At 70.7% G+C, this 25,576-nt stretch carries 21 protein-coding genes; 6 read left to right on the top strand and 15 right to left on the bottom strand.

From position 1 onward, the window contains the following. Positions 1 to 63: 63 nt before the first annotated feature. A complete protein-coding gene (locus OG371_RS35165) occupies positions 64 to 1,179 on the top strand; it encodes an FAD-dependent monooxygenase (protein WP_329059967.1) in 1,116 nt (371 codons plus the stop codon). A gap of 403 nt (positions 1,180 to 1,582) precedes the next feature. On the opposite strand, the gene OG371_RS35160 is transcribed toward OG371_RS35165, so the two are convergent. The 10 genes from OG371_RS35160 to OG371_RS35115 all read right to left on the bottom strand — a co-directional run bounded on the left by OG371_RS35160 (position 1,583) and on the right by OG371_RS35115 (position 12,421). Continuing rightward, positions 1,583 to 2,326, bottom strand: coding sequence for an SDR family oxidoreductase (locus OG371_RS35160; protein WP_329059966.1), 744 nt, complete (start codon positions 2,324 to 2,326; stop codon positions 1,583 to 1,585). A gap of 96 nt (positions 2,327 to 2,422) precedes the next feature. Then, on the bottom strand, positions 2,423 to 3,301 hold the full coding sequence (locus tag OG371_RS35155; RefSeq protein WP_329059965.1) for an RNA polymerase sigma-70 factor: 879 nt from the start codon (positions 3,299 to 3,301) through the stop codon (positions 2,423 to 2,425). A gap of 23 nt (positions 3,302 to 3,324) precedes the next feature. Then, entirely contained in the window at positions 3,325 to 3,789 is a 465-nt protein-coding gene (locus tag OG371_RS35150) for a GNAT family N-acetyltransferase (protein WP_329059964.1), read from the bottom strand. 71 nt (positions 3,790 to 3,860) lie between these two features. Further along, on the bottom strand, positions 3,861 to 4,997 hold the full coding sequence (locus OG371_RS35145) for a serine hydrolase domain-containing protein (protein WP_442876021.1): 1,137 nt from the start codon (positions 4,995 to 4,997) through the stop codon (positions 3,861 to 3,863). Between the two features lie 88 nt (positions 4,998 to 5,085). Beyond that, positions 5,086 to 5,859 (bottom strand): TIGR03084 family metal-binding protein, encoded by a 774-nt coding sequence (locus tag OG371_RS35140; protein ID WP_329059962.1) that lies wholly within the window; start codon positions 5,857 to 5,859, stop codon positions 5,086 to 5,088. Between the two features lie 85 nt (positions 5,860 to 5,944). Beyond that, entirely contained in the window at positions 5,945 to 7,705 is a 1,761-nt protein-coding gene (locus OG371_RS35135) for a glycoside hydrolase family 35 protein (RefSeq protein WP_329059961.1), read from the bottom strand. Further along, on the bottom strand, positions 7,698 to 9,233 hold the full coding sequence (locus tag OG371_RS35130) for an alpha-N-arabinofuranosidase (protein WP_329059960.1): 1,536 nt from the start codon (positions 9,231 to 9,233) through the stop codon (positions 7,698 to 7,700). The genes OG371_RS35135 and OG371_RS35130 overlap by 8 nt, the downstream gene beginning before the upstream one ends. Positions 9,234 to 9,237: 4 nt before the next feature. Then, a complete protein-coding gene (locus tag OG371_RS35125; protein ID WP_329059959.1) occupies positions 9,238 to 10,578 on the bottom strand; it encodes an ABC transporter substrate-binding protein in 1,341 nt (446 codons plus the stop codon). A 47-nt stretch (positions 10,579 to 10,625) separates the two neighbouring features. Then, positions 10,626 to 11,492, bottom strand: coding sequence for a carbohydrate ABC transporter permease (locus OG371_RS35120; protein WP_329059958.1), 867 nt, complete (start codon positions 11,490 to 11,492; stop codon positions 10,626 to 10,628). After that, positions 11,492 to 12,421: a carbohydrate ABC transporter permease gene (locus OG371_RS35115; protein WP_442876020.1), complete on the bottom strand. Its 930-nt coding sequence runs from the start codon at positions 12,419 to 12,421 to the stop codon at positions 11,492 to 11,494. Before OG371_RS35115 ends, OG371_RS35120 begins: the two co-directional genes overlap by 1 nt. Positions 12,422 to 12,609: 188 nt before the next feature. Between OG371_RS35115 and OG371_RS35110 the strand changes: the two genes are divergently transcribed. The 5 genes from OG371_RS35110 (at position 12,610) to OG371_RS35090 (ending at position 17,918) form a co-directional block, all read left to right on the top strand. Next, positions 12,610 to 13,626, top strand: a complete 1,017-nt coding sequence (locus OG371_RS35110) for a LacI family DNA-binding transcriptional regulator (RefSeq protein ID WP_329073360.1) — start codon at positions 12,610 to 12,612, stop codon at positions 13,624 to 13,626. A gap of 41 nt (positions 13,627 to 13,667) precedes the next feature. Beyond that, complete coding sequence (locus OG371_RS35105) at positions 13,668 to 14,447, top strand: hypothetical protein (protein WP_329059957.1); 780 nt, start codon at positions 13,668 to 13,670, stop codon at positions 14,445 to 14,447. Between the two features lie 142 nt (positions 14,448 to 14,589). Then, positions 14,590 to 15,180, top strand: a complete 591-nt coding sequence (locus OG371_RS35100; protein WP_329073359.1) for a GNAT family N-acetyltransferase — start codon at positions 14,590 to 14,592, stop codon at positions 15,178 to 15,180. Positions 15,181 to 15,517: 337 nt separating this feature from the next. Beyond that, positions 15,518 to 16,555 (top strand): DUF2891 domain-containing protein, encoded by a 1,038-nt coding sequence (locus OG371_RS35095; RefSeq protein WP_329059956.1) that lies wholly within the window; start codon positions 15,518 to 15,520, stop codon positions 16,553 to 16,555. 151 nt (positions 16,556 to 16,706) lie between these two features. After that, the gene (locus tag OG371_RS35090; RefSeq protein ID WP_329059955.1) at positions 16,707 to 17,918 is read left to right on the top strand and encodes a DUF222 domain-containing protein; all 1,212 of its coding nucleotides are present in this window, start codon (positions 16,707 to 16,709) and stop codon (positions 17,916 to 17,918) included. A gap of 170 nt (positions 17,919 to 18,088) precedes the next feature. Here the strand turns inward: OG371_RS35090 and OG371_RS35085 are convergent, their stop codons facing one another. From OG371_RS35085 to OG371_RS35065, 5 genes are read right to left on the bottom strand one after another with little or no spacing between them, the layout of a single operon-like run. Next, positions 18,089 to 19,759 carry a glycosyltransferase 87 family protein gene (locus OG371_RS35085; RefSeq protein ID WP_329059954.1) on the bottom strand — a complete coding sequence of 557 codons (1,671 nt, stop codon included), beginning with the start codon at positions 19,757 to 19,759 and terminating at the stop codon, positions 18,089 to 18,091. A gap of 34 nt (positions 19,760 to 19,793) precedes the next feature. Next, positions 19,794 to 21,302, bottom strand: a complete 1,509-nt coding sequence (locus tag OG371_RS35080) for a sensor histidine kinase (protein WP_329059953.1) — start codon at positions 21,300 to 21,302, stop codon at positions 19,794 to 19,796. Further along, positions 21,299 to 22,024: a response regulator transcription factor gene (locus tag OG371_RS35075; RefSeq protein WP_329059952.1), complete on the bottom strand. Its 726-nt coding sequence runs from the start codon at positions 22,022 to 22,024 to the stop codon at positions 21,299 to 21,301. Before OG371_RS35075 ends, OG371_RS35080 begins: the two co-directional genes overlap by 4 nt. 43 nt (positions 22,025 to 22,067) lie before the next feature. After that, positions 22,068 to 24,227 carry an ArnT family glycosyltransferase gene (locus OG371_RS35070; protein WP_329059951.1) on the bottom strand — a complete coding sequence of 720 codons (2,160 nt, stop codon included), beginning with the start codon at positions 24,225 to 24,227 and terminating at the stop codon, positions 22,068 to 22,070. Beyond that, positions 24,224 to 25,537 carry a glycosyltransferase gene (locus OG371_RS35065; RefSeq protein ID WP_442876019.1) on the bottom strand — a complete coding sequence of 438 codons (1,314 nt, stop codon included), beginning with the start codon at positions 25,535 to 25,537 and terminating at the stop codon, positions 24,224 to 24,226. The genes OG371_RS35070 and OG371_RS35065 overlap by 4 nt, the downstream gene beginning before the upstream one ends. Positions 25,538 to 25,576: the final 39 nt, after the last annotated feature.

The following is a 25,576-nucleotide window of genomic DNA, read 5'->3' as shown; positions in this document are numbered from 1 at the left end:
TGCATGGCGGCCATGATCCACCGCGGCGAAGCTGGAAGCGTCCCCCTGACAGAGGAGAGGTCCGTGCCGAGTGTACTGATTTCCGGAGCCAGTGTGACCGGCCTGACGCTGGCCTATTGGTTGCGGCACCGGGGTTTCCAGCCGACCATCGTCGAGCGCTCCCCCGGCCCGCGCGGCGGCGGGCAGGCCATCGACGTCCGCGGTGCCGCGCTCCAGGTCGTCGAGCGGATGGGGCTGCTGGAGCCGATCCGGGCGGCCAAGACCGATCTGCGCGGAATGTCGTTTGTGGACAGCCAGGGCAAGGAACTCTCCCGGTCCACCGAGGCCACGCTCACCGGCGGCCTGATCGACAACGACGACGTCGAGATCATGCGCGACGACCTGACCACCCTGCTGTCCGACGCCGCCGACCCCGAGTGCCTGTTCGGCGACGTCATCACTTCCCTTACCCAGCACGGAAACGACGTCGAAGGCACCTTCCGGCGCAGTCCGCCGCGCCGCTTCGACCTGGTGCTCGGCGCGGACGGCCTGCACTCCGGCGTGCGGCGGCTGGTGTTCGGCCCGGAGGCGGATTTCGTCCGGTTCCTGGGCAGCTACATGACGATCTTCACGGTGGACAACTTCCTCGGCCTCGACCGCTGGCAGACGTTCCACGCCCCCGAAAACGGGCTGGTCGGCGTCTACAGCGCCCGGCACAACACCGAGGCCCGGGCGATGCTGCGGTTCGCCTCTCCGGAGCTCGACTTCGACTACCACGATGTCAAGCAGCAGAAGGACATTCTCGCCGAGCACTTCGCCGGGGTCGGGTGGGAAACGCCCCGGCTGCTGGACCGTATGTGGGAGGCGCCGGACTTCTTCTTCGACTCCACCAGCCAAGTCCGCCTCGACCGCTGGTCGGCCGGCCGGATCGCCCTCGTCGGCGACGCGGCGTACTGCGCTTCGCCCCGAGCTGGTCAGGGCACGAGCATGGCGCTGGTCGGTGCGTACGTGCTCGCCGGTGAACTCGCGAAGGACCCCGCCGACCACGCAGCCGCGTTCGCTCGCTACCAGCAGGTGATGCAGGGCTACGTCGGCCGGAACCAGCAGATGGCGCGCGACGCCGCCGCAGGCCGCCCCGTCAGCGAGGCCGACCGCGCCGACGCCGCATGCGCCATCACCCTCGAGGACTATTCCGCCTGATCTCGAAACGCCGATGCCGACGGCCGAGGACGCAGGCGCACCACCGGTTGCGGCACCACCCCGAGGCCGGGGCGACCGCGCGGGGCGGCGCCGCCCCACAGGTTGCGGCGCCACCGCGAACCGGGGCGACCGCGCGGGCTGCGCCACCCCACGAGTTGCGGCGCCACCACGAAACCGCGGCCACCGCGCGGGGCAGCGCCACCCCACAGATTGCGACGCCACCACGAAACCGCGGCGCCCGCGCGGGCCGCCCGCGCAGTCCGCGAACTGCCCGCCACCGGGCAGCGCCCGGACCGCACGAGCCCGCGTGAGCTGCGGGCTTGATCGTCGGCAAAGCCGTCACGGCCAAGGAAGTCGCCGCCTGTGCACGATCAACACCCGCATCCTGTTGCGCGGACGAGCGTCAGTTGGCCGGGAGCCAGTCCACGAACCGGGTCTCCGCCAGCTCGACACCCGGGCCGGGCAGCAGGCCGTCCTTGCCTGGTTTGGCGCCGAAGTAGCGGGCCTCGTCGTCGGTCACGACCTCGCGGGGGTCGCCGCGGAAGGCCAGGCCGGTGCGGACCCATTCGTCCATGGTGAGCACGTCCGGGCCGGCGATCTCGGCCGTGCCGCCGAGGGGCTCGCCGGCCGCGGTCCGCGCGACCACCGCGGCGACGTCCGCGGCCGCGATCGGCTGCACGCCCGCGGCGGGGAGCCGGACCGTGGTGCCCTGGGTGGCCGAGTCGGCGATCCCGCCGACGAACTCGAAGAACTGCGTGGCGCGCACCAGCGAAAACGGGATGCCGGACTGCTTGATCAGGTCTTCCTGCACCACCTTCGCCCGCAGGTAACCGGCCTCGGGCAGCCGGTCGCTCCCGACCACCGACAGCGCGACGTAGTGCCCGACGCCCGCCGCCCCGGCCGCCTCGACCAGGTTTCCGGTGGCAGTGCGGAAGAACGCCAGCACGTCTTCGTCGGCGAACGACGGTGAGTTCGACACGTCGACGACCACCTGCGCGTCCTGCAGCACCTCCTTGAGGCCTTCCCCGGTGATCGTGTTCACGCCCGACCCCGGTGACGCCGCCACGGCCTCGTGGCCGTGCCCGGTCAGCGTCCGGACCACCTGCGAGCCGATCAGGCCGGTACCGCCGATGACGACGATCTTCATGCTGAACCCCTTCGGTGAATGCCCCCGCCGATGCGGCGGCTACCAGCTGAGACCGGACAGCACGGCGATCTGTGACAACCGCGGGGAAATTCGCGTTCAGGGCCTGGTGATCGCGGCGAGTTTGGCGGGGTTCATCACCCAGAGCAGCTGCTCGATCCCGTCGGCCGAGGCGGTGACGGTGACCATGGCGATGGCCTCGCCGTCGCGGCGGAGCAGCGCGCCGGGCCCGCCGTTCGCCTCCACCCACGAGACGTCGACGCCGGCCCAGAACCGGCTCGCGAACGCCCGCAGGTACTTCGCCACCGTCTGCGCGCCGTGGACGGGAATCCGCGAAGCGCGCACGACGCCGCCACCGTCGGAGTAGCTCACGACGTCCGCCGCGAACAGCTCTTCCAGCGCCGAAAGGTCCCCGGCCCGCGCGGCGGCCACGAACGCGGACAGCAGCCGCCGCTGCTCGGGCGCACTCACCGGCGCCCGCCGCTCGGCCGCCAGCCGCTTGCGACCGCGGCTGACCAGCTGGCGCGCGGAGGCCTCGGTGGTCCGCACGATCTCGGCGATCTGGGGGTACGGGTAGTCGAAGGCCTCCCGCAGCACGTACGCCGCCCGCTCGGTCGGCGAGAGCTTCTCCAGCAGGAGCAGCACGGCGAACTCCAGCGCCGCGCCCCGTTCCGCGCCGAGCTGCGGGTCCGCGGAAGTATCAACCGGCTCGGGCAGCCACGGCCCGACGTAGGCCTCGTGCCGCGCGCGGGCGCTCTGCCCGGCGTTGATCGCCAGCCGCGTGATCGCCGTCGCGAGGTACGCACCCGGATCGGCGACGGCGGCCCGGTCGCAGTTCTGCCAGCGCAGCCAGGTCTCCTGCACCAGGTCCTCGGCGTCCACCGCACTGCCCGTCATCCGGTACCCGATGCCGAACAGCCGCGCCCGCACCCCGGCGAAGACTGCGGCCGCGCTCTCGAGATCTGCGGTCTCCTGCATGGGCCCAGTGTGCGCGCCGGCGTTCAACTCCGGAGGTCGGCCTGCAGGAGTTGCGGGGACACCGCGAAGCCCTGGCGCGCGTACGCCGAAGTGGCCCGCACGCTCGAATGGACCGTCACGCGCTCCAGGCCCAGCGTGCGGGCCAGCTCCAGCACCGCGTCGATGAGCTGCCCGCCCGCACCCGCGCTGCGCTCGTCCGGCACGACATACACACACTGCACATCACCCGACCGGCGCTCGAGGCTCCGCGACGTCGGCACCCGTGCGGTGATCGCCAGCCACGCCATCCCGATCACGGTCTCGCCGCGGGCCATGACGAGGCAGCGGTGAGACGGCGCGTGGGCGCGCGCCCAGTCCTGGAAATCCCGCACGAACTCGTCCTGCGTGACGGCCGGGGTCGCGCCGTTCTCCATGACCCACCGCCACCGGAGTCCGGCCACCGCACCGAATTCGTGGTCCTGGGCCGGGCGGATGTGAAGAGAGTCCATACCGCCAGCATGCACCACTTGACGGTTCGCACGGTGGCCGTCAAGACCACCGCACGAACCGCCAACCCGCCTTACAACGCGCAGTACGCGTTCAGCGCCGCGGTCCCGACATCCTTCTGACCGGGGGTGCCCTCGATCATGTGGAACTCGTTGACCGCGTACACCATCTGCTTGCTGCCGTCGTCGCTGGTGATCCACTGGCTCAGGTAGCCGAGCACGGCGCCGGTGTGGGTCCACACCGGACCGCACGGGGTCTGAGCGTGGCCGATGCCCAGGCCGTAGCCGTTGCCGGAGGTGGCGTCCATCGGCACGGTGGTCTTCAGCTCCTGCTCCTGCGCCGGCTGGAGCAGCTTGCCGGTCATCAGGGCCCGCTCGAAGGTGGCCAGGTCGTCCAAAGTGGACACGATGGCACCGGCCGAGCCGAACGCCTGCACCTGCGACGCCGTGACGTCCCGGTACACGCCGAGCGCGATGAAGTAGCCGTTCAGCGAGTTCGCCGGCATGGCCGGGTCCGAGGTCGGGAACGTGGTGTCGTGCAGGCCGAGCGGTTCGATGATCCGGTGCTGGATCTCGACCGCCGGGTCGTTGCCGGTGACCGCCTTGATCACCATGCCGGCCAGCACGTAGTTGGTGTTGGAGTACGAGTACTTCGCCCCCGGCGCGGCGACGGGCTTGCTCGCCGTGCCGAGGTTGACCAGGGTCTGCGGCGCCCACTGCAGGCTGGGGTTGAGATTGCCCACATAGTTCAGGTCGAACTGGGTGTTGGCCGCGTAGTCCGGGATCCCCGAGGTGTGGGTGAGCAGCTGCCGGAGGGTGATCTTGGTGCCGTCGTTGCCGTTCGCGTTCACCGCGCCGGGCAGCCAGTGGTCCACGGTGTCGTCGAGCGAAAGCTTGTGCTCGGCCTCCAGCTGCAACAGCACGGTGGCGGTGAACGCCTTGGTGTTGCTGCCGATCCGGAACTTCATCTTCGGGTCGGCCGGCGTGCCCTTGACCCGGTCGGCGGCACCGGCCTGGATGTACTGGGTGTTGTCGCCGTCGCGGACCATCCCGATCACGGCGGGATACCCGTCCTTCAGCCCGGCCTGGGCCCCGGCCTGCAGGATCTCGGCCGGCGTCTGCGCCGGCGCCGCGTTCGCCGCACCAGCGAGGCCGGCCATCAGCGGCACCGCCGCCGCCAGGGCCAGGATCCTCTTGGCAGTCACGAACATTCGTCCCCCTGTTCAGTTGGGTGATACAGCGTTGCAGGGGGACGCTAGCGAGGCGTGATGAAACTCCGATGAAATCGGCGAACCGGCCTCAGAGGAAGATCCGGGCGTTTTCCAGCCAGGTCTGCGCGTCCTCGCCGACCGCCGTCAGGTCGGTCGCGGCCAGGGGGCGGCGCTGGGCGGCCCGAAGGCAGAAGTCGAGGGCACTGCCCTGGACCCGCTGGGCGGCGTCTTCCGGCCCCCAGGCCCAGTTCTGGCCGCCGGGACCGGTCAGCTCGACCCGGAACGGCTCCGCCGGAAGCGGCAATTGCGCCGCGTAGAACGACAATTCCCGGCCGAGCACGCCCAGCGCGGCCACGTGCTGGAGCCGGCTGGTCGGACGCCGGGTGGCCCCCACCGCGTCGAAGACGTCCTGGCCGTGCGCCCACGTTTCCATCAGCCGCAACGGGACCATGAGCGCTGCCGTCAACTGCGAGCCGTACCACGGAAACCCGTGGTCCAGCGGGAGGTCACGGAGCGCCGCCGCCACCTCGGCGCGGCCGGAGCGCCATTCTTCGAGCAGTTCCGCTCGCGGTTTGGCAGCGCCCTCGGCGGCCTCGATGTCGGCCCGCGCGGGACCCGCGGCCTCCGCCTGCTTCAGCACGAGGTCGAACGCCTCCGGAGTACGGATGGCGATCAGGACATTCGCGTCGGCCGCGGCGAGGTGCGCGATCTGGTGGGCGATGGTCCAGCCCGCGGCGGGCGTGGGCACGGACCAGTCGGCCTGGGCAGCCACCAGCACGTCCAGCTCGGCCCCTTCGGCCACCAGGTCGGGCAGCGCGAGATCACGCTCCACACCGGACAGGTCGAGGCCGTAGTCCAGCATCGAAACCACCTTCACACGCGTTGACTGAGGCTGCCAGGCTACCGGAATTCCGAAGCGATCCCGGCGATCTGCCCGAAGGGCTCCCTCAGGCCTCGGTGTGCCCCAGCAACGGTCCCGGGACGAACCGGGCCACCGGGTCGAGCAGCACGTCCAGCTCCAGCACCACGAGTTCGTTCGCGCCCGCGCGCACGACCGGGCCCGGCACGTACAACGTCCGCTGCGGCCCGCGCCGCCAGTACCGGCCGAGCAGGAAACCGTTGAGCCACACCAGGCCCTTGCCCCACTCCCCCGTGTCCAGGAACAGGTCGGCGGGCTCGTCGACGTCGACCTCGGCCCGCAGCAGCACCGGCCCGGCCACCGGCTCGCCGGGTCGAACGGCCGAGCCGGCCGCAGGACGCAGCCCGGGCACCGCGTCCAAGTCGATCGGCAGCACCTCCCACCCGGTCAGCGGTTCGCCATGCACCGACGCGCCGCCGACGATGCCTTTCGCCTCGCCGATCCGCGGGCCGTAGTCGACCCGGCCCTGGTCCTCGACCAGCACAAGCAGCTCGCCGCGCGCCGCCGGGAGCGCCAGGGCGCGGTCGTGGTGCTCACGCAGCAGCGTGCCGACCGGCGCGCCGTCGAAGAACACCGTGGCCCGGTCACGGACTTCGCCGAAGGTCAGCACCCCGGTCCGGTCGCCGTCGACCCGGGTGCGCAGCAGCGCCAGCCGCGGCATCGGACTGAGGTCGTCGAACACCGGCAGGTCGTGGTGCGCCTGCCAGGTGCCCCAGCGGTCCGGGTCGTCGAGCAGCCGGACGGGGTCGCGCAGCGCCGCGGTCAGGGCAGGCGCGGGCCCGGCCGGGGGTGGGACGGGCCCGGGCACCGGGTGGTAACGCGCGATCACCTCCCGGAACGCGTGGTACTTCGGCGTCGGGTGGCCGGCCTCGTCCAGCGGCGCGTCGTAGTCATACGACGTGACCAGCGGCTGGTAGACGCCCTTGTCGTTGGCGCCGCTGGTCAGGCCGAAGTTGGTGCCGCCGTGGAACATGTACAGGTTCACCGACGCGCCGGCGGCCAGCAGGGCGTCCAGCTCGGCCGCCGCCTCCCCGGCGGACGTGGTGTGGTGGTGGGCGCCCCAGTGGTCGAACCAGCCGTTCCAGAACTCGCCGCACATCAGCGGCCCGGTCGGCTGGTGGGCGCGCAGGATCGCCAGCCGCGATTCGGCGCCGGAGCCGAACGACGCGGTCCGGTGCAGCCCGTCGAGCCCGCCCGCCGCCAGCATCCCCGGCACCGGCTGGTCCACTGTGGTCAGTGGCACGGTGATGCCCGCTTCACGCGTGTATTCGGCCAGCGCCTTGAGGTACCGCGAGTCGCTGCCGAACGCGCCGTACTCGTTCTCGACCTGGACCAGCAGCACCGGCCCGCCGCGGTCGACCTGGTGCGGCACGACCACCCGCAGCGCCTGAGCCAGGTACTCGCGCACCGCCGCGAGGTAGCGCGGCTCGAACCGGCGGACACCGACCTCCGGATCGCGGAACAGCCACGCCGGCAGGCCGCCGTTGTCCCACTCCGCGCAGATGTACGGGCCGGGCCGGACGATCGCGTACATCCCGGCGTCGGCGATCAGCTGCAGGAACCGCCCGAGGTCGAGGCCGCCGGAGAGGTCGAACGTGCCGGGCTCGGGCGCGTGGGCGTTCCACGGCACGTACGTCTCGATGGTGTTGAGCCCCATCCGCCGGGCCTTGTCGATCCGGTCGGCCCACTGGCCGGGGTGCACGCGGAAGTAGTGCAGGCCCCCGGACAGGATGCGGAACGGGCGGCCGTCGAGCAGGAAGTCGGACTCGCCGATGCTGAACTCAGGCATGCGGGCCCGCCTCGGGGCGCAGCCGGAGCACGGTCCAGGACAGGGGCGGCAGGGTCGCGGTGATGACGGTTCCTCTCGCGTCGGCCGTCGCGGCCGGGCCGGGCAGCGCCACCGGCCGGACGGGCTCGGACTCGGCGGTGTTGACGGTGTGCCGCGTCCCGCCCTCGGGCACGGTGAGCGTCTCGGCGTCGTGCACGGCGAAGCGCTCGCCCTGCAGCCGGAGCCGGATTTCGGTGGGCGACAACGGATCGCGGTTGGTGAGGAACACCGCGCCGTGGCCGGATTCGTCGAGTGTGGCGGCCGCGTCGACGACGTCGACCTCGCCGTGCTGCGCGGTCCGGACCCGCCCGCCGGTCACGGCCAGCCGCAGGCTCACCCCGCGGGCCAGCCCGGCGACCAGCCGGAACGGGTGGAACGTGGCCTGCCGCCAGGCTGGGCCACCGGGCTCGGTGCGGATCGGCGCGATCGCGTTCACCAGCTGGGCCTGATTGGCCATGCTGACGCGATCGACGTTGCGCAGCAAGGAACTCAGCAGCGAGCCGACCACCACCGCGTCGGTGACGGTGTAGGTGTCCTCCAGCAGCCGCGGGTGCTCCCGCCAGCCGCCCGCGACGAGCCGTGGCTGGTCGGTCTCGTTCCAGCGGCGCTGGTCCCAGACGTTCCACTCGTCGACGCTGATCCCGATCCGGCGGTCCAGCCCGAGCTCGGCCACGGTCTTGTCGATGATGCCCGCGCAGTCGCGGATGTAGGCGTCCAGCGCGACCGCGCTCGCGAGGTAGCTCCCGGTGTCGTCGTCGAGCTCCTGGTAATAAGCGTGCAGCGAAATGTGGTCGACGAGCGCGGCAGTGTGCCGCAGCACCGTGCGCTCCCAGGAGCCGAACGTCGGCATCTCGGCGTTCGAGCTGCCCGCGACAATCAGCTCGACGTCCGGGTCGATCATCCGCAGCACCCGAGCGGTCTCCGCGGCGAGGCGGCCGTACTCGTCCGCGGTCTTGTGCCCGACCTGCCACGGCCCGTCCATCTCGTTGCCCAGGCACCACAACCGGAAGCCGAACGGGCGGTCGGCGCCGTTCGCGCGCCGCCGCTCGCTCAGCTCCGTGCCGCCGGGGTGGTTGCAGTACTCGAGCACGTCGGCGGCCTCCTGGATCCCGCGGGTGCCCAGGTTGACCGCATACATCACCTCGACGCCGGCAGCCTCGGCCCACGCGGCGAACTCGTGCAGCCCGAACCGGTTGGACTCGACGCTGTGCCACGCCGGGTCGAGCCGGACCCGACGCTGCCCGACACCGTCCTCCCACCGATGCGCGGACACGAAGTTGCCGCCGGGATAACGGACCACGGTCGGCCCCAGCTCGCGCACCAGCTCCAGCACGTCGCCGCGGAACCCACGACTGTCCGAAGTGGAGTGTCCGGGTTCGTGGATCCCGGTGTACACCGCGCGCCCCAGGTGCTCGACGAACGAGCCGAACAGCCGGCGCGGGACCGGGCCGACGACGTCGCCGACGCCGGCCTCGATCTGGACGAGCACCGCCTCAGCCCGCGTTCACGGTGAAGCCCTGCTGGTTGCCGTAGTCGACCAGCGCCTGCTGCCACGCGCCCAGCGCCGGGTCGAGCGCGGTGCCGTTCAGGTAGGCCTTGCCGACGGTGTCGCTGAAGATGCTGTTGGCGTACGCCTGATACGGCAGGTAACTCCAGCCTTTCGCGACGTTCTTCGACGCCCCGACGAGCACCTGGTTGATCTTCTGCCCGCCGAAGTACGGCACGGACTGGTCGAGGAACGCGGGCGAGTTCAGGTCGGCCGTGGTGGCCGGGAAGCCGCCGCTGGCGATGAACCCCTTGATGCCGTTGCCGTGGTTGAGCCAGCGCACGAACGCCGCGGCCAGCGCCGGGTTGGCGCTCTGCTTGAGCACGGACTGGGTGCTGCCGCCGTTCTCCGCGGTGACCGGCTGCCCGCCGTCGTAGGTCGGCATCGGCGCCACCGCCCACTTCCAGGCGCCGCCGGGGATCGAGGACTCGAAGTTGCCGGGCATCCAGGCGCCGGTGGGCAGGGACGCGATGGTGCCGTCGCCGAGCGCGCGGAACCAGTCGTCGGTCCACTCCTTGATCGGGGCGATCAGCTTGCCTTCGATCAGCTGGTTCCACACCGCGGTCCACTTCTTGCTGCCCGCGTCGGCCAGGTTGATCTTCACGTTCTTGCCGTCGGTGGTGTACGGATGCCCGCCGGCCTGCCAGATCATGCTGCTGACGGCCCCGGGGTCACCGGTGTCGGAGAGCAGGTACTTGGCCGGGTCGGCGGCGTGCAGCTTCTTCGCCGCCGCGACGTATTCGTCCCAGGTCTTCGGCACGGCGATGCCGTATTTCGTGAAGACTTCCTTGTTGTAGAACAACGCCATCGGCCCGGAGTCCTGGGGCAGGCCGTACAGCCCGTTGCCGCTCTTCACGCTGGCCCAGGTCGAGGCGGTGTAGTCCTTTTCGAACCCGCCGAAGCCGTACTGGCCGAGGTCGACCAGCGACTGGGTGAGCGCGAACTGCGGCAGCGCGTAGTACTCGAGCTGAACCACGTCCAGCCCGCCGGTGCCGGCCTTGATCGCGTTCTGCAGCTTGGTGTACTCGTCCTTGTTCGTGCCCGCGTTCACGTAGTTCACGTGGACGTTCGGGTACTCCTTCTCGAACGCGGCGACCTGGTCCTTGGCCGAGGGCGTCCAGCTCCAGTAGGTGATCGTGCCGCCGGCTTTCAGTGCGGCGTCGACGGAGTCCTGGGTGCCGGTCGCGCCGGCCGGCCCGGACGAACCGCCGGAGGAGCAGCCGGCCGCCAGCGCGGCGGCCAGCACCACGGCGGCGAACACCTTGGCGCGGGTGCGGATTCGTGACATCGAGTGTCCTTTCACGACATTGTGGCGGCGGATCTCTATCGACACGGCTACTGTTTGACGCTGCCCGCGCTGAGCCCCGACTGCCAGAACCGCTGCATCAGCAGGAAGGCGATCACCAGCGGGACGATGGTGAGCACCGAGCCGGTGAGCACCAGGTTGTAGATCGGCTTGGCGCCGGCGCCGTTCGCCTGCGCGCTCCACTGGCTCAGCCCGACGGTCAGCGGGTACCACTTCGGGTCGCTGAGCATGATCAGCGGCAGGAAGTAGTTGTTCCAGGTGGACACCATGGTGAACAGCGCGACGGTGACGATCCCGGGCACCAGCTGGCGCACCGTCACGGTGAGGAAGATCCGGATCTCCCCCGCGCCGTCGATCCGCGCCGCTTCCAGCAGCTCGTCGGGCACCGCTTCGGCGGCGTACACCCAGATCAGGTAGAGGCCGAACGGGCTGATCAGCGACGGGATGATGATGGCCAGCGGGGTGTCGGTCAGCCCGAGCTTGCTGAACAGCAGGAAGGTCGGCACGGCGAGCGCGGTGCCGGGCACGGCGACCGCCCCGAGCACCACCGCGAAAACCGCCTTGCGGCCGGGAAAACGGTACTTGGCCAGCCCGTAGCCCGCCGCGGTGGCCAGCAGCGTCGCCCCGCCGGCGCCGACGACCACGTACAACAGCGTGTTCCCCAGCCAGCGCAGGAAGATCCCGTTGTCGTAGGTGAACGTCTGGGCGATGTTGCCGAACAGCGCGAACGGGCCGCCGAACGCCAGGCCGGACGTGGTGAACAGCGCGGACTGGGTCTTGGTCGCGTTGATGATCAGCCACACCAGCGGGATCAGCGTGTACACCAGGTACACCGCCATCACCGTGGTGAGCACCCGCGACTTGCGCGGCCGCGAGAACGAAACCGGCCGGTCCATCACATCCCCTTCCGGGCGCCGCGCAGCTGCACGGCGTAGGCGATGACGGCGGTGATCGCGCCCATCACGATCGCGACCGTGGCGGAGTAGTTGTACTGCTGGCCGCCGAAGGAAAGGTTGTAGGCGTACATGTTCGGCGTGTAGAAGGTGCCGATCACGTTGGGCTTGAGCGTGTACAGGATGTTCGGCTCGTTGAACAGCTGGAAGCTGCCGATGATCGAGAAGATCGTGGCGATCACGATCGCGCCCCGCAGTGCCGGGAGCTTGATGCTCCCGATGGTGCGCAGCGGGCCCGCGCCGTCGATCGCCGCCGCCTCGAACAGCTCGTGCGGGATCACCTTCAGCGCGGAGTAGAAGATCAGCATGTTGTAGCCGACGAACTCCCAGGTGACGATGTTGCCGATCGACGCGAGCATCCAGCCGCTCGACAACGGCTCCACCACGTCGCGCCCGAGCAGGTGGTTCAGGTCCGCTGCCAGGCCGAACCGGTCGCCGTAGATGAAGCCCCACATCAGCGTGGCCACCACGGCGGGCACGGCGTAGGGCAGGAAGACCACGATCCGGAAGAACCCGGCCGCGTGCAGCCGCGCGCTGTCGATCGCCAGCGCGGCGACCAGCGCGAGCAGCAGCATCACCGGCACCTGCACCGCGAGGAACACCAGCACCCTCAGGAACGACTCCCAGAACTTGGCGTCGCCGAGCACCTGCGCGTAGTTGTCGAGGCCGACGAACGTCGTGCCGCCGAAAAACGCCTGGTCACGGAAGAGGCTCAGGCCCAGCGCGTAGCCGATCGGCGCCAGGAACGTCAGCGCGAAGACGATCATGAACGGGGCGACGAAGAGCCACCCGCGCCACTGCCTCCGCGTGCGGCGCGCCGACGGCCTGGCGCGCTTCGCGGTCCGGGCGGGCGGGGCCGTTATGGACGTCATCGTCCCTCCGTACTGGCGGCCGGATCAGGTGACCCACCGGATGTTTACGTTAACATCGAGGAGTCGGAGAGTAGCCTGTTGACGTAAACATGTCCAGCAAGCCCGAGGAGCCACCGGTGCCGCGACCGAGCCCGACCCCGTCCACCCCCTCCGGCGCCGCGGCGCGCGGCGGCGGCCGGGGCCCGTCGATGGCCGACGTCGCCAAGGAGGCGGGCGTCTCGGGCCAGACGGTCTCGCGGGTCGCGAACGGACGGTCCAATGTGGACGAGGCCACGCGCGAGCGGGTGCTCACCGCGATGCGCCGCGTCGGCTACCGGCCCAACAGCGCCGCCCGCGCCCTGCGCAACGGCCGCTTCCACAGCATCGGCGTGATCATCTCGGCCCTGCCGACGTTCGGGAACAGCCGCACGCTGGACGCCATCGCGGCCGCGGTCGTCGCCGAGGGCTTCTCGATCATCCTGCTGCCGGTGACGCGGCCGACCCAGGGCGAGGTCACCGGCGCGTTCAGCAAGCTCAACGAGCAGGCCGTCGACGGCGTGGTGATCCTGATCGAGCAGCACCAGCTCGACGAGAGCGAGATCGAGCTGCCGCACGGGCTCCCGGTGGTGGTGATCGACTCCAGCGCCCGCCACGACTACCCGGTGGTCGACACCGACCAGGCCCACGGCGCGGCCGCGGCCACCCGGCACCTGCTCGACCTCGGCCACGACACGGTGTGGCACATCGCGGGCCCGCCCCAGTCCTACGCCGCCGAGCGCCGCCGCAGGGCCTGGCAGTCCACCCTGGACCAGGCCGGCCGCGCGGTGCCGCCGCCGCTGACCGGCGACTGGTCCCCGGAATCGGGCTACCAGGCCGGAAAGCGGCTCGCCGCCGACCCGTCCGTGACCGCGGTGTTCGCGGCGAACGACCAGATGGCGCTGGGCGTGCTGCGCGCGCTGCACGAGGCCGGCCGGAGCGTGCCGGGCGAGGTGAGCGTGGTCGGGTTCGACGACATGGACGAGTCGGCCTGCTTCTGGCCCCCGCTCACGACGATCCGCCAGTCGTTCGAAGCGGTCGGCCGCCACGCCGTGACGGCCCTGCTCTCGGAGATCACCGCCGGCGAGCAGGGCGGCGAGCCGGTGATGGTGCCGACGGAGCTGGTGGTCCGCGCCAGCACCGCGCCGCCGCCGGGCGCGTGTCATCAGGATGTCATCGCCCCCGGCTAGCGTCCGCTTCCGCTGACACAGGTGGATCCGGAAGGCGTTTCATGGCCCGGCTGTTCGTTGTCCTCACCGCGCTCGCCGTGGTGTTCTCGGTGCTCGCCTTCCAGAACGGCAACGTGCCGATCGGGATCTTGTTCGCCCTGGTGGCGGCCGGGCCGCTGGTGTTCTTGATCTCCGTCGCGGTCCGGGCCCGGAAGGTGCCCGCGCGGACCGCCGCGGCCGGGTCGGAGCCGGGGCCGCTGTCCAACCGGAACCGCAAGCTGGCGGTGCGGCTGATCGCCGTGGCCGTGGTGGCGGCGGTCGGCTACGGCGGCTACTGGGTGCTGTTCGCGCCGAAGGCCAGCAATGCGGCCGTTTCCCGGGTGTCCGACCTGGAGGACGGCTGCGCGGGCGTGCGCAAGTACTTCCCGGAGAACGACGCGTACACCGGCCCCGGCCCGCACCCGATCGGGGTGTTCACCACCAGCGACTCGGACTCGCTGGACCTCGCGTCGATGGGCGCCGACGTCCCGCCTCAGTGGGACGACACCCGGCTCAACCCGCGCCAGGTCCAGGTCATCGCCTGCCTCGACGCGCCCGGCGACGGCCAGTACCTGACCGACTGCAAGTTCACTTCGGACACGCTGAAGCTCTACCAGGGCACCTACGACGTCACCCTGTACGAGGCCAAGACCGGTGCGGAAATCGGCTCCACGCAGCTGCTCGGCAGCACCGAGCCCAGCTGCCCGTCATTGACGCTGACCAAGAGCGGCGCCGACAGCATCCACACCGAGCCGGACTTCGCCGCTTACCGCGCGGCGCTGGGCAAGTACGTCGACAACTGAGTCACCTCGACCCGTCGGACAGTGACCGCCCGGCGCCTGTCCGGGGCCGCGGGGACCCCCGGTACCATGACTGCCGATGATCATCGACGCTCCCCGCCCGCGGACGGCCCCGGTGCGGGTCGAAAGCCGGCCCGGCCGGACGGTGCGGTTGCGCGACATCCGCCCCGGGGACCGTCGCGGCCTGATCGGGTTCGACCGGGATCCGGCCGGCTCCTCGGACACGCCGGGCGGCTACCGGCACTGGGCCACCCACCGCGCCGACGTGGCCGGCTCCGGCGACGACCGTCACCTGGCGATCGAGACCCTGCACGGCACCCTGGTCGGCTCGATCTGGCTCCAGGCCGACCCCGCTTCGGGCCGCTTCAGCTACGGCATCGGGATCGGCGCGCAGCACCGCCGCTGCGGCTACGCGGGCGACGCCATCACCACCCTGCTCGCGTTCATGTTCGAACAGCGCGGCTACCGCGAGTGCGAGGTCAGCGTGCACGGCCGCAATTTCGCCTCGCTGGCCCTGCACGCCCGGCTCGGCTTCCACGAGGAGGGCCGTCCGCGCGACACCGAGCTGCTGCGCGGGCAGGTCCGGTACCCCGTGCTGATGGCGATCACCGCCGGTCACTTCGCCGCGCACCACCCGGGCTTCATCGCCGCTCACGGCCCGGCGCGGCCGTGGCGAGGACGGCACTGGCGCACGCCGCGGCGCGGGCGTCACTGGCGCGCCGGCCACCACTCCTGACGGCGCTGCTGCTGTCACCGGAACTCAGGCCAGGAAAGTGCAGCTGTGCTCGTCGAAAGTGTTGTTCGTCGAGCAGTTCGTCAAGATCGCGGCGGTGCCGCATTGCTCGTCTGGCTACCCCTGCGCCCGACCCGGACCCGCGCTGCCGTCCTGCGCACCGAGTTCAATACCCAGGACGGGCCGGGCGCGACTTCTCCACCATCACCAGCTTCACCGGCCGACCTCATCGCCGGCCGCTCGGCAGTCGCTTGTCCGTCGCCGGCCGGCCTCGTTGCCGACGGGCGCCTGGCGTGGCGCGGGCCAGCCTGGGTCTTCCCGGCGACAAGGAGGTCGGTATATGACATCCCGGCGCGCGGCCCAGTTACTCTCCCGAGCCGGCGAGTTCAGCGCGGTCGCGCTGCGCACCGTCCAGCAGGAGTTCCCCAACGACATCCGCAGCACCATGCGGTTCCCCGGCGATTTCCCGAACCGTCCCACCGATCTGCACCCGGCCTTCTACGGTTGCCTGGACTGGCATTCCTGCGTGCAGATGCACTGGCTGCTGATCCGGCTGCTGCGCACCGTGCCGGCCGCGATCCCCGCCGACGACATCCGGGCCGTTCTGCGCCGGCACCTCACCGCCTCGGCGCTGGCCACCGAGGCGGAGACGTTCCGGACCAGACCACCGAGGACCCGCCCCTACGGCTGGGGCTGGGCCCTCACCCTGCATCACGAAATCATGACCTGGGACGACCCCGACGCACACCAGTGGTCGGCGAACCTCGCCCCGCTGTCCGCAGCGGTCTCCGAGGCGTTTCTGCGCTGGCTGCCGAAGCAGACCTACCCGGTTCGCAGCGGTGTGCATGACAACAGCGCTTTCGGACTGTCTCGGGCACTGCCTTACGCACGGACTCTTGCTGGCGCCGACTCTGACAACAGCGCACTGCTGTCAGCGATCGAAAACGCGGCGCACCGCTGGTTCAGCACCGACTCGAACTACCCGGCCGCCTGGGAACCCTCCGGCGCGGACTTCCTCTCCCCCGCCCTCACCGAAGCCGAACTCCAGGCCGGTTTGCTGGCCCCACAAGAGTTCCCAAGGTGGTTCGCCCGCTTCCTGCCCGACCTCGCCACCGCCCGGCCCGCCACCTTGTTCACCCCAGCCACCGCCTCGGACGACACCGACGGCCAGCTCGCCCACCTGCGAGGCCTCAACCTCAGCCGGGCGTGGTGCTGGCTGCGCCTGGCCGCCCAGCTCCCACCCGACGACCCCAGAGCTTCCCTGATGCGCTCCGCCGCCGAGCGACACGCCGAACCGGAACTGGCCCACGTCAGCGGCGGCGACTACATGGTCGAGCACTGGCTCGCTTGTTACGCCGTGTTGTACCTGACGGCTTGAGATCCGGTCCCACGTCGGTATTTCCGGTGTTCTACTGCCGTTGAAGGGTTTCTGCTTGCGGCAGCGAGTCGGCACTTGTACCTGTTCGAGTGATGCATCGAACAGACGTTCGAGCTACCGTCTTGTTATGGAAAGAACGGAGCAGGTGCCGGTGTGGCAGCTTTCCGGCGAGGAGCTGACAACTGAACTTTTCGCCGCAGAGCAGACGTTGTGCCGCGGGTACGCGCGGATGCTGGAGGTGGTCGGCGAGGTCGACCACCGCGGTGTGGCTGTGGACAAGGGTTTCCGCAGCACCGCGGTCATGCTCGTGCGGGCCTTACGGGTCTCACAAAAGGAAGCCCGAGCCCGCGTCACCCAAGCAACCACAGCGCTACCAGCGCTACGGACCGCCCTCACCGCCGGTGACCTCAACCGCGAACACGCCGCCGAGATCACACACGCCCTCACCCAAGCCCCCGACTCGGTCACCTCCGATGACCTGGCCGACACTGAGATCGCCCTGGTGGCGTTGGCCCGCCAGGCCCCGCCCTTCACCGTCCGGAAAGTAGCCCAGCGGATCCAGTCCTATTGGGACTTCGATGGCGTCGACCCCGACAAACGCGAACAAGACCTGGCCCGCCCCCGCCGCGAGTTCCGCTACACCCGCACCCGGGATGGCCGCATGAGGTACAGCGGTGAACTCGACGCCGAAATGGCGGACCTGACCGAACAGCTCTTCACCGTCCTGGCCAAACCCGCCCCTGCTGACCCGTTCGGCAACCCCGACCCCCGCACCCGCTCCCAGCGCCAGGGCGACGCTATCGCCGCCGTGCTGGATCTCGCCGCCCGTGCTCCTGATGTGCCGGTGAAGGCCGGTGAACGAGCCGTCGCCACCATCACCGTCAGCTTGGACGATCTCGAACGCCGCGCCGGAACTGTCATCCCCGACGGTCACACCCCGATGACCGTGTCCCAGCTACGCCGCCTGTGCTGCGATGCGAAGGTCCTGCCGGCTGTTCTCAACGGTGCCGGTGAGGTGCTGGATCTGGGCCGCGCGGTCCGCACCGCCACCCCCGCCCAGCGACGAGCGTTGGCTGTGCGAGATAAGGGCTGCACCGCACCGTGGTGCACGAAGGGGCCAAAGTGGACGACCCCGCATCACATCGAGTTCTGGACCAATCTCCGCGGTGGCCCTGGCGGCCGGACCGATATCGGGAATCTGGCGTTGATGTGTGAAACCGACCATCACGTCGTTCACCACGGAGGCTGGGACATCCGACTCCGCAACGGAATCGTCGAATGGATCCCGCCCGCCTGGCTCGACCCGCAACGAAGACCCCTCCACAACACCGCCCACGCCCCACCCAGCGCTCAGGCCGCGTGATGGTGTGTCGAGTGCGCCAAGCCGGCATGTGTCCCATGTGGATCGTGCGACCGATGGTGCCCGGGTCATGCGTTGTCGCGGATCGGCGATGATGCCATCGCCCGGGTCGCCGGCAGCCGACACTGGATGCACAGTGGCCGACCGCCAGACGACATCGCCCCGGACCAAGGTTACTCGGGTGAACCTTCCGGCCGTTCCGGCGCGGGTTCCGCCGCAAGTTCCGGCTCGGCCGCAGATTCTCGCTCGGCCGTGGCTTCCTGGGCGGTCTGGGACGCCAGGTCGGTCGGGGGTTCCGGCGCGGCTTCCGCCGCCACCGGAGGTTCCGGGTCGGTCACGGGTCCCGGCGCAGCTTCCGAGGCCACCGAAGGGTCCCGGCGGAAGTCCTGGACCGCGGCCCACACCGCCAGGACCAGCCCGGCCAGCATCGCCGTCGACAGGATCCAGAAGTCGACCAGGACGGTGCCCGTGGTCATGCCGCCGTTGGCGCCGCCGGGTGGGCGGAACTGCTGGCCGGACTGGCCGGACTGGGGAGCGCCGGTGTTGCGCTGGAGGAGGTGGCCCGGGTCGTTCACACCGGGCGGTTCCGTGGTGCCGCCCGCGCCGGTACCACCCGGACCGGTGCCCACCGCACCGGTGCCGCCCGGACGGGTGCCGCCCGCGCCAGTGCCGCCGGGGAAGGAGCCACGGCGGCCGCCAGTGCCCCCGGGGAAGCCTGGGAAGCCGGAACCACGCCGTCCGCCAGGGCCGCCGGGAAAACCACCACCAGGCCCGCCCTGGCGGGAGTTCAAAAGGTAAGGCGCATAAGCAAATCCCGAAGCGAACTGCTCCAGAATCGGGAACGCCCACAGCCGCCTAGGCAGGTAGAAGGCGGCGATCACGCTCAAGGCGTCGGCCGGGTAGAAGTAGCGTTCGTGCATGGCGGGCAGGAAGTACGGCACCAGGGTGACCGAGATGGCGCTCACCAGGACGATGCGGGCCGGCGTCAGCTCGGACTTGCGGACCACCACCGGGATCATCAGCGCCAGCAGGATCAGGCCGGTGACCACGATCCCGCCGAGCCGCAGCGCCGACGAGCTGGTGACCGAGCCGAAGTACTGGTAGACGTTCGGCGCGTTCAAGGTCAGCTGGTCATAGGTGTCGGACTGGCTCAGGTAGATCTTCAGCAGGTCGCCGAAGTTCGCGCCGACGATCAGGGCCGGCACGTCCAGGACCAGGTAGACCGCCGGGATCAGCAGCAGCGCCGGCCACGGCACCCGCTTGCGCAGCACGAACAGCAGCAGCGCCGGGAAGAAGAACACCGCCTGCAGCTTGAAGGCGAACGCCAGGCCGAAGAACACACACGCCAGCCACGGACGCTTGCGGAGCACGAAATAAACGCCGCCCACGCCGAACGCCGAGTAGGCCGAGTCCACCTGTGCCCAGGCCGCGCTGTTCAGCACCACCGTCGGCAGGTACAGCACGATCGCGCCGGCCAGCAGCGGCCACCAGGTGCCCGGGTACCGCAGCGCGACGATGCGGTAGGTGAAAAACGCCAGCACCAAATCGAACAGCACCGAGATCGCCTTGACGCCGTACAGCGTGGGCACCGGGATGTGCGTCAGGATCGCCAGCAGATACAGGTACGGCGTGTTGTAGTTGGCGAAGTTGTACTTGAGGGCGCTGAACCCCCCGTTCTGCTTGATGAACTCGTACCACTGGCTGACAAACGCCCGGTAGTCGCCCGAGGCGTAGGAGAAGAACGCCGTGCGCACGGCGAGCCCGCCCAGCACGACAACAGCGGCCACGGCGATCAGGAGGGCGCGCCGGGGTTTCGGCCGCGCCGCCACGTCGTTGTCGATCAAGGGACTCCTTGTCTCGGGGATTTCGGGGAGCAGGTCAGGCGGTACCGAGCACGACGCGGAAAGTCGCGCCGCCGCCCGGGGTGGTCAGCAGCACGACGGAACCGCCGTGGGCACCGATGATGGCCGCCGCGATCGCGAGGCCCAGGCCGGAGCCGCCGGCTTTGGCCCGGGCGTGGCCGGCGCGGTAGAACCGGTCGAAAATGCGGGAAGCGTTGTCCGGCGCCACCCCTGGGCCGTTGTCGCGCACCTCGAGCACCGCGCAATCCCGTCCGGCGGGCGGCGGGTCGCCGGTGCCGACGACGACCGGCCACGAACTGGTGTCCGCCGCCGGCCACACCGAGACGGTGATCTCGGCTTCCGGCGGGGTGTGCACCAGCGCGTTGGTGACGAGGTTCGCCGCGACCTGGCGCAGGCGGTGGATGTCGCCGAGCACGCGGACCGGTTCGGCGGGGCCGGCGAAGCCGATCGTCCGCGCGGGTTCGCGGGCCCGCGCGTCGTGCACGACGTCCGAGGCCAGCGCGGACAGGTCCACCTCGGTCAGGTCGAGCACGCGCTCCTGGTCCAGCCGCGCCAGCAGCAGCAGGTCGTCCACCAGCAGCCCCATCTGGATCGCGCCGTTCTCGATCCGGCTCATGATCCGGCCGACGTCCACTTCGGACGATTCGCCGCTCTTGCGGTACAGCTCGGCGAAGCCGCGGATCGACGTCAGTGGGGTGCGCAGCTCGTGCGAGGCGTCGGCGACGAAGCGGCGCAGCCGGTCCTCCGACTGTTCACGCTTCTTGAGCGCCGATGCGACCTCGCCGAGCATCACGTTGAACGCCGAGCCCAGCCGGCCGGCCTCGGTCCGCGGGTCCAGGTCCGGCACCCGGCGGTCGAAGTCGCCGCCCGCGATCGCCTGCGCCGTGTGCTCGATCCGGGTCAGCGGCCGGAGCCCGAGCCGGATCAGCCAGGTCGCGATCACCCCGAGCAGCACCACGAGCACAAAACCGAACACGACCTCGATCGTCTTCAGCCGGTTCGCGGTGGCGATGCCCGAGTCCAGCGACTCCGCGACCGCCACCGTGCCGCTCACCGGCTGCGCGGGCGTCGGCGCCTGGACCGCGGTCCGGACCCGCCAGGTCGTGTCGCCGTTCTCGTCGCCGACGGTGAACGCCGCGGTGCCGCGGGCGTGCACCGAAGCGACGTCCATCGGCGGCACGACCGGCATCAGGGTCTCCCCCTTCGCCTGGCCGACGCGCTCGGTGAGCCGGCCGGTGCTGTCGTAGAACAGCACGCGGTAGTCGGTCGGCAGCCGGTCGCGGACGTTGATCTGCGCCGGCGGCCGCGGCGGCGGCCGATCCGGGTCGGACATCATGGTGACGACGCCGTTCAGCTGATCGTCGACGTTGTCGACCAGCGAGCTCTGCAGCGTCGTCACGCTGACGAAGCCGAACGCGGTCAGCCCGGTGGCCAGCAGCACCAGCAACGCCAGCGTGAGCCGCGCGCGCAACGTCCAGGGACGACGGCGTTTCCCGGCGCTACCGACAACACCGGTGCCGCTCAAGACGACGGCCGCTCGTCGGTGGCCCTGGGCAGCCGGAGGCTGTAGCCGACGCCGCGGATCGTGTGGATCAGCGGCGGGCCCACCGAGTCGATCTTCCGGCGCAGGTAGCTGATGTAGGAGTCGATCACCCGCGTCTCGCCGACGAAGTCCGAGTTCCACACCCGGTCGAAGATCTGCGACTTGCTGACCACGCTGCCCGAGTTCACCAGCAGGTAGCGCAGCAGCTTGAACTCGGTGGGGGACAACGGGATCGTCCGCCCGCCGCGCCGGGCCTCGTGGGCGGCCTCGTCCAGTTCGAGTTCGGCGTAACGCAGCAGCTCGCCGTCGCCGGGCGAGGCGGTCCGGCGCAGGATGGCCCGGATCCGCATCACCACCTCGTCGAAGCTGAACGGCTTGCTCACGTAGTCGTCCCCGCCCGCGCCGAGCCCGGCGAGCCGGTCCTCGAGCGCGTCCCGCGCGGACAGGAACAGCACCGGCACCTCGTTGCCCTCGGCCCGCAGCAGCTGGGCGACGGTGAACCCGTCGTAGACCGGCAGCATCACGTCCAGCACCAGGATGTCCGGCGCCACCCGGGCGGTCAGCTCCAGCGCCTCGGCCCCGGTGGCCGCGGAGAACACGGTGAACCCGCTCAGCTCCAGCGCGGCCGTGAGCAGGTCCAGGATGTCGACCTCGTCGTCGACGACCAGGACCGTGGCCGGCCGCGAAGCAGGGAAACCATTCATCGTGACAGCTTGAGCCCCGTTCCGGTGTGCCGCTCGGCCGCGATCATGAGCTGACGCAGTCGTACAGGGTCTGGGTTTCGGTGCCGCCGTACGCGCTCGCCGGGACCGCCTGGCAGTTCGCCTTGACCCACGTGGTCCGCTCCGTGGACGCGCCGCCCCGGCCGAAACCGCCGCCGCCACCGCCGCGCCCCGTGTCGGATTCCAGGACGAAGCCCAGCTTCCCGGTGGCCTTCCAGCTCTTCAGCAGGTCGACGCTGGGGGCGTTGTCGGTGCCGGAGAAACCACCCATTCCGATGACGGTGGCGTCGCTGTTGATGATGTAGCCGGACGAGGCCATCGAGCCGCCCTCGACCGCCATCACGATCTGCGCGTTGTGGGCGTTCTTCACCGCGTAGTCCAGGATCTTCTGCTCCTCGGCGGTCAGGGAGCCGTCCTCGTTCCCGCGCCGGCCGCGCATCATCTCGGCGATCTCGGCCTCGGCCGAACCGGCCGCGCCGGGAGCACCGGTCGCGCCAGGAGCCCCGGGCGCACCGGTGGCGCCAGGACCGCCGAAACCACCGAAACCACCCCGGCCACCGGCACCAGGGCGCCCGCCGCCGAACCCGCCGAACCCGGCGCTGCTGGGCCCGGCCATCGGGATCGTCGCGCCCATCCCGCCGCCGCCACCGGCGAACGCGGTGGCGCCGGACCAGACCAGCGGCGTGAGCAGCACGGCCACCAGCCCGACCACGCCGACCGCCCGCACGCCGGCCGCGGGCAGGGCGCCGGAGAACCGGACGAGGACCAGGCCGCCGATCGCGAGCAGCGCCGCGATCACCACGGCGTACCGCAGCCAGCCGTTCCACGAGGTGTCCCGCGAGATCACCACCCACGCCCAGACCGCGGTGAGCGCGATGCCCAGCGGCAGCAGCGTCCAGGCGACCCGGGATTCGCGGTAGCGCCACAGCAGCGCGAGCCCGCCCGCCGCCAGCGCGGCGACCGCGGGAGCGAGCTGAGTCGTGTAGTACGGGTGGAAGATGCCGCTCTGGAAGCTGAACACCAGCGCGATGATCACCAGCCAGGAGCCCCAGAGCACCCAGCCCGCGCGGACGGTGTGCTGCGCCGGCGCCTTCGCCCGCCAGGCCCGGAACCCGAGTACGGCGACCACGACCAGCACAAGCAGGCAAAGCGGCAGCAACCAGCTGATCTGGCCGCCCGCGGACTCACCGAACATCCGGAACAACCCGGACTGACCGCCGAACGCCGCCCCGCCAGGGCCGCCGCCACCGGGACCGCCGCCACCGGGAGGACCGCCCGCGCCGGGGAATCCGCCCGCGGCCAGGTCACCGCCGGCGGCGCCACCACGCCCGGCCCCGCTGCCCGGTCCGGAGCCTTCGCCGAAGACGCGCCCCAGGCCGTTGTAGCCGACGATCAGGTCCCACGCGGAGCCGTCCGTGCTGCCGCCGATGTACGGCTTCTGCCCCGGCCACCACGCCGTGAGCGCGACCCACCACAGCGAGGAGACCAGCAGGACCACGGCGGCCCCGAGCAGGTCGAGCAGCCGGCGGCCCCAGGAGGCGTTGCGCCCGACCAGGTACGCGAGCACCAGCGCCGGGATGATCATCCAGCCGGCCAGCATCTTGGTGACGAACCCGCAGCCGACCCAGAAAGCGGCCTGCAGCAACCATTTCGTCGCGCTGCGGGAGCTGATCCCGGACTCCACCGAGCGGGTCAGCGCGTACGCGGCGGCGACGCACAGCAGCGTCAACGCCGCGTCCGGGTTGACGCTGCGGTCGATCGCGACGGTGACCGGCGTGATCGCGAGGATCAGTGCCGCCAGCAGCGCGACGTTCTCCCCCGCCCACCGGCGGACCGTGCGGTGCAGCAGGAAGACCGCCGCGGCGCCCTCGATGATCTCCGGCAGCAGCAGCGCCCAGCCGTGGTAGCCGAAGATCCAGCTCGAGACCACCTGCGGCCAGAACGCCATCGGCGGCTTGTCGACGGTGACCACGCCGGCCGGGTCGAACGAGCCGAACAGGAAGTTCGTCGCGTTCTCCGACATCGACTTGACCGCGGCCGAGTAGAACGTGTTCGACCAGCCTTCGGCGGCGATTCCCCAGCTGTAGAGCACGATCGAGAGCAGCACGATCGCGCCGAGGGCCAGTGGCTGCCAGCCGATGCGCGGCGTGGACAGGGCCCGGGGCTGGACGGCCGTGGCCGTCATGCGGCCACCTTTTCTTCGAGGTTCTTCTCACCGGCCGGGGCGGCCGGTGACTTGTCGTGGCGGAACACCCAGATGCGCAGCAGGACGAACCGGCCGGCCGTGCCGACCAGGGAGGCCGCCAGCAGCACCACGAGTTCGAGCGCGGCGGTGTGCCGCGGCTCCAGCGCGTCCAGGAGGAACAGCGCGCCGGAGGTGAACGCGTAGTAGAGCGCGAACACCACCAGCCCTTGCAGGTGCACGCGCCCGCTCGGGCGTTTTCGCCCGATGAACGTGAGCCTGCGGTTGGCCTCGGTGTTGAGCAGGGTGGTGATGGTCAGCGCGACGAAGTTCGCCACCCAGTACGGCCACCAGGTGCGGAATCCGGCGTACAGCAACAGGGTCGCGACCGTGGACGCCGCGCCGATCAGGCCGAAGCAGAGCACCTGCCACAGCAGCCCGGTCTCCCGGCGCTGCGCCACCACCGCGTCCGGGTGGATCGGCGCGGGCTCGGGCCGGCGCGGCAGGTCGTCGACCTTGGCCGATCCGCTGGCCTTGTTGCGGGCCACCCGGACCAGCCCGCGGATGTCGTCCATCGCGGTCGAGGCCACGTGCACCCGGGTGTCGGTGTCCTCGACCCAGTCGACCGGGACCTCGTGCACCCGCAGGCCGTTGTGCTCGGCCAGCAGCAGCAGCTCGGTGTCGAAGAACCAGGAGTCGTCCTCGATGCGCTGCAGCAGCGGGCGGATCACCTCGGCCCGCGCCGCCTTGAACCCGCACTGCGCGTCGGAGAACCGGGCGCCATGGGAAAGCCGGATCAACGCGTTGTAACAGCGGGAGATCACCTCGCGCTTGGGCCCGCGGACGGTGCGCGCGCCGGGCGCCAGCCGGGACCCGATGGCGATGTCGGAGTGCCCGTTGCTCAGCGGCGCCACGAGCGGCAGCAGCGCGTCGAGGCCGGTGGACAGGTCGACGTCCATGTAGACCACGATGTCGGCGTCGCTGAACCCCCACGCGGTGCGCAGGGCCAGCCCGCGGCCCTTGCGCTCCAGACGGAGCACACGCACGTTGTCCGTGGTCTCGGCGAGCTGGTTGGCGACGCGCTCGGTGCCGTCGGTGCTCGCGTTGTCGACCACGGTGATGGTCCACTCGAACGGGAACCCGTTGCTGAGGTAGTCGTGCAGCACCCGGATGCAGCCGGGCAGCGACCGCTCCTCGTTGTACACCGGGATCACGACGTCGACCGTCGGATGACGCTGCTGGTCACCGAGCTCGGCCTCGTCGCGCGGTTCGGGGACGTGCTCACTTTGTCGGGCAGAGATCACACCAGGCAATTTCGACCACCTACGGGAGAACGGACCTCGGGATCCGGG

Origin of the sequence: Amycolatopsis sp. NBC_01480, assembly GCF_036227205.1 — a bacterium.
Taxonomy (GTDB): Bacteria; Actinomycetota; Actinomycetes; order Mycobacteriales; family Pseudonocardiaceae; genus Amycolatopsis.
This window is presented reverse-complemented; position numbering and strand designations above follow the sequence as displayed.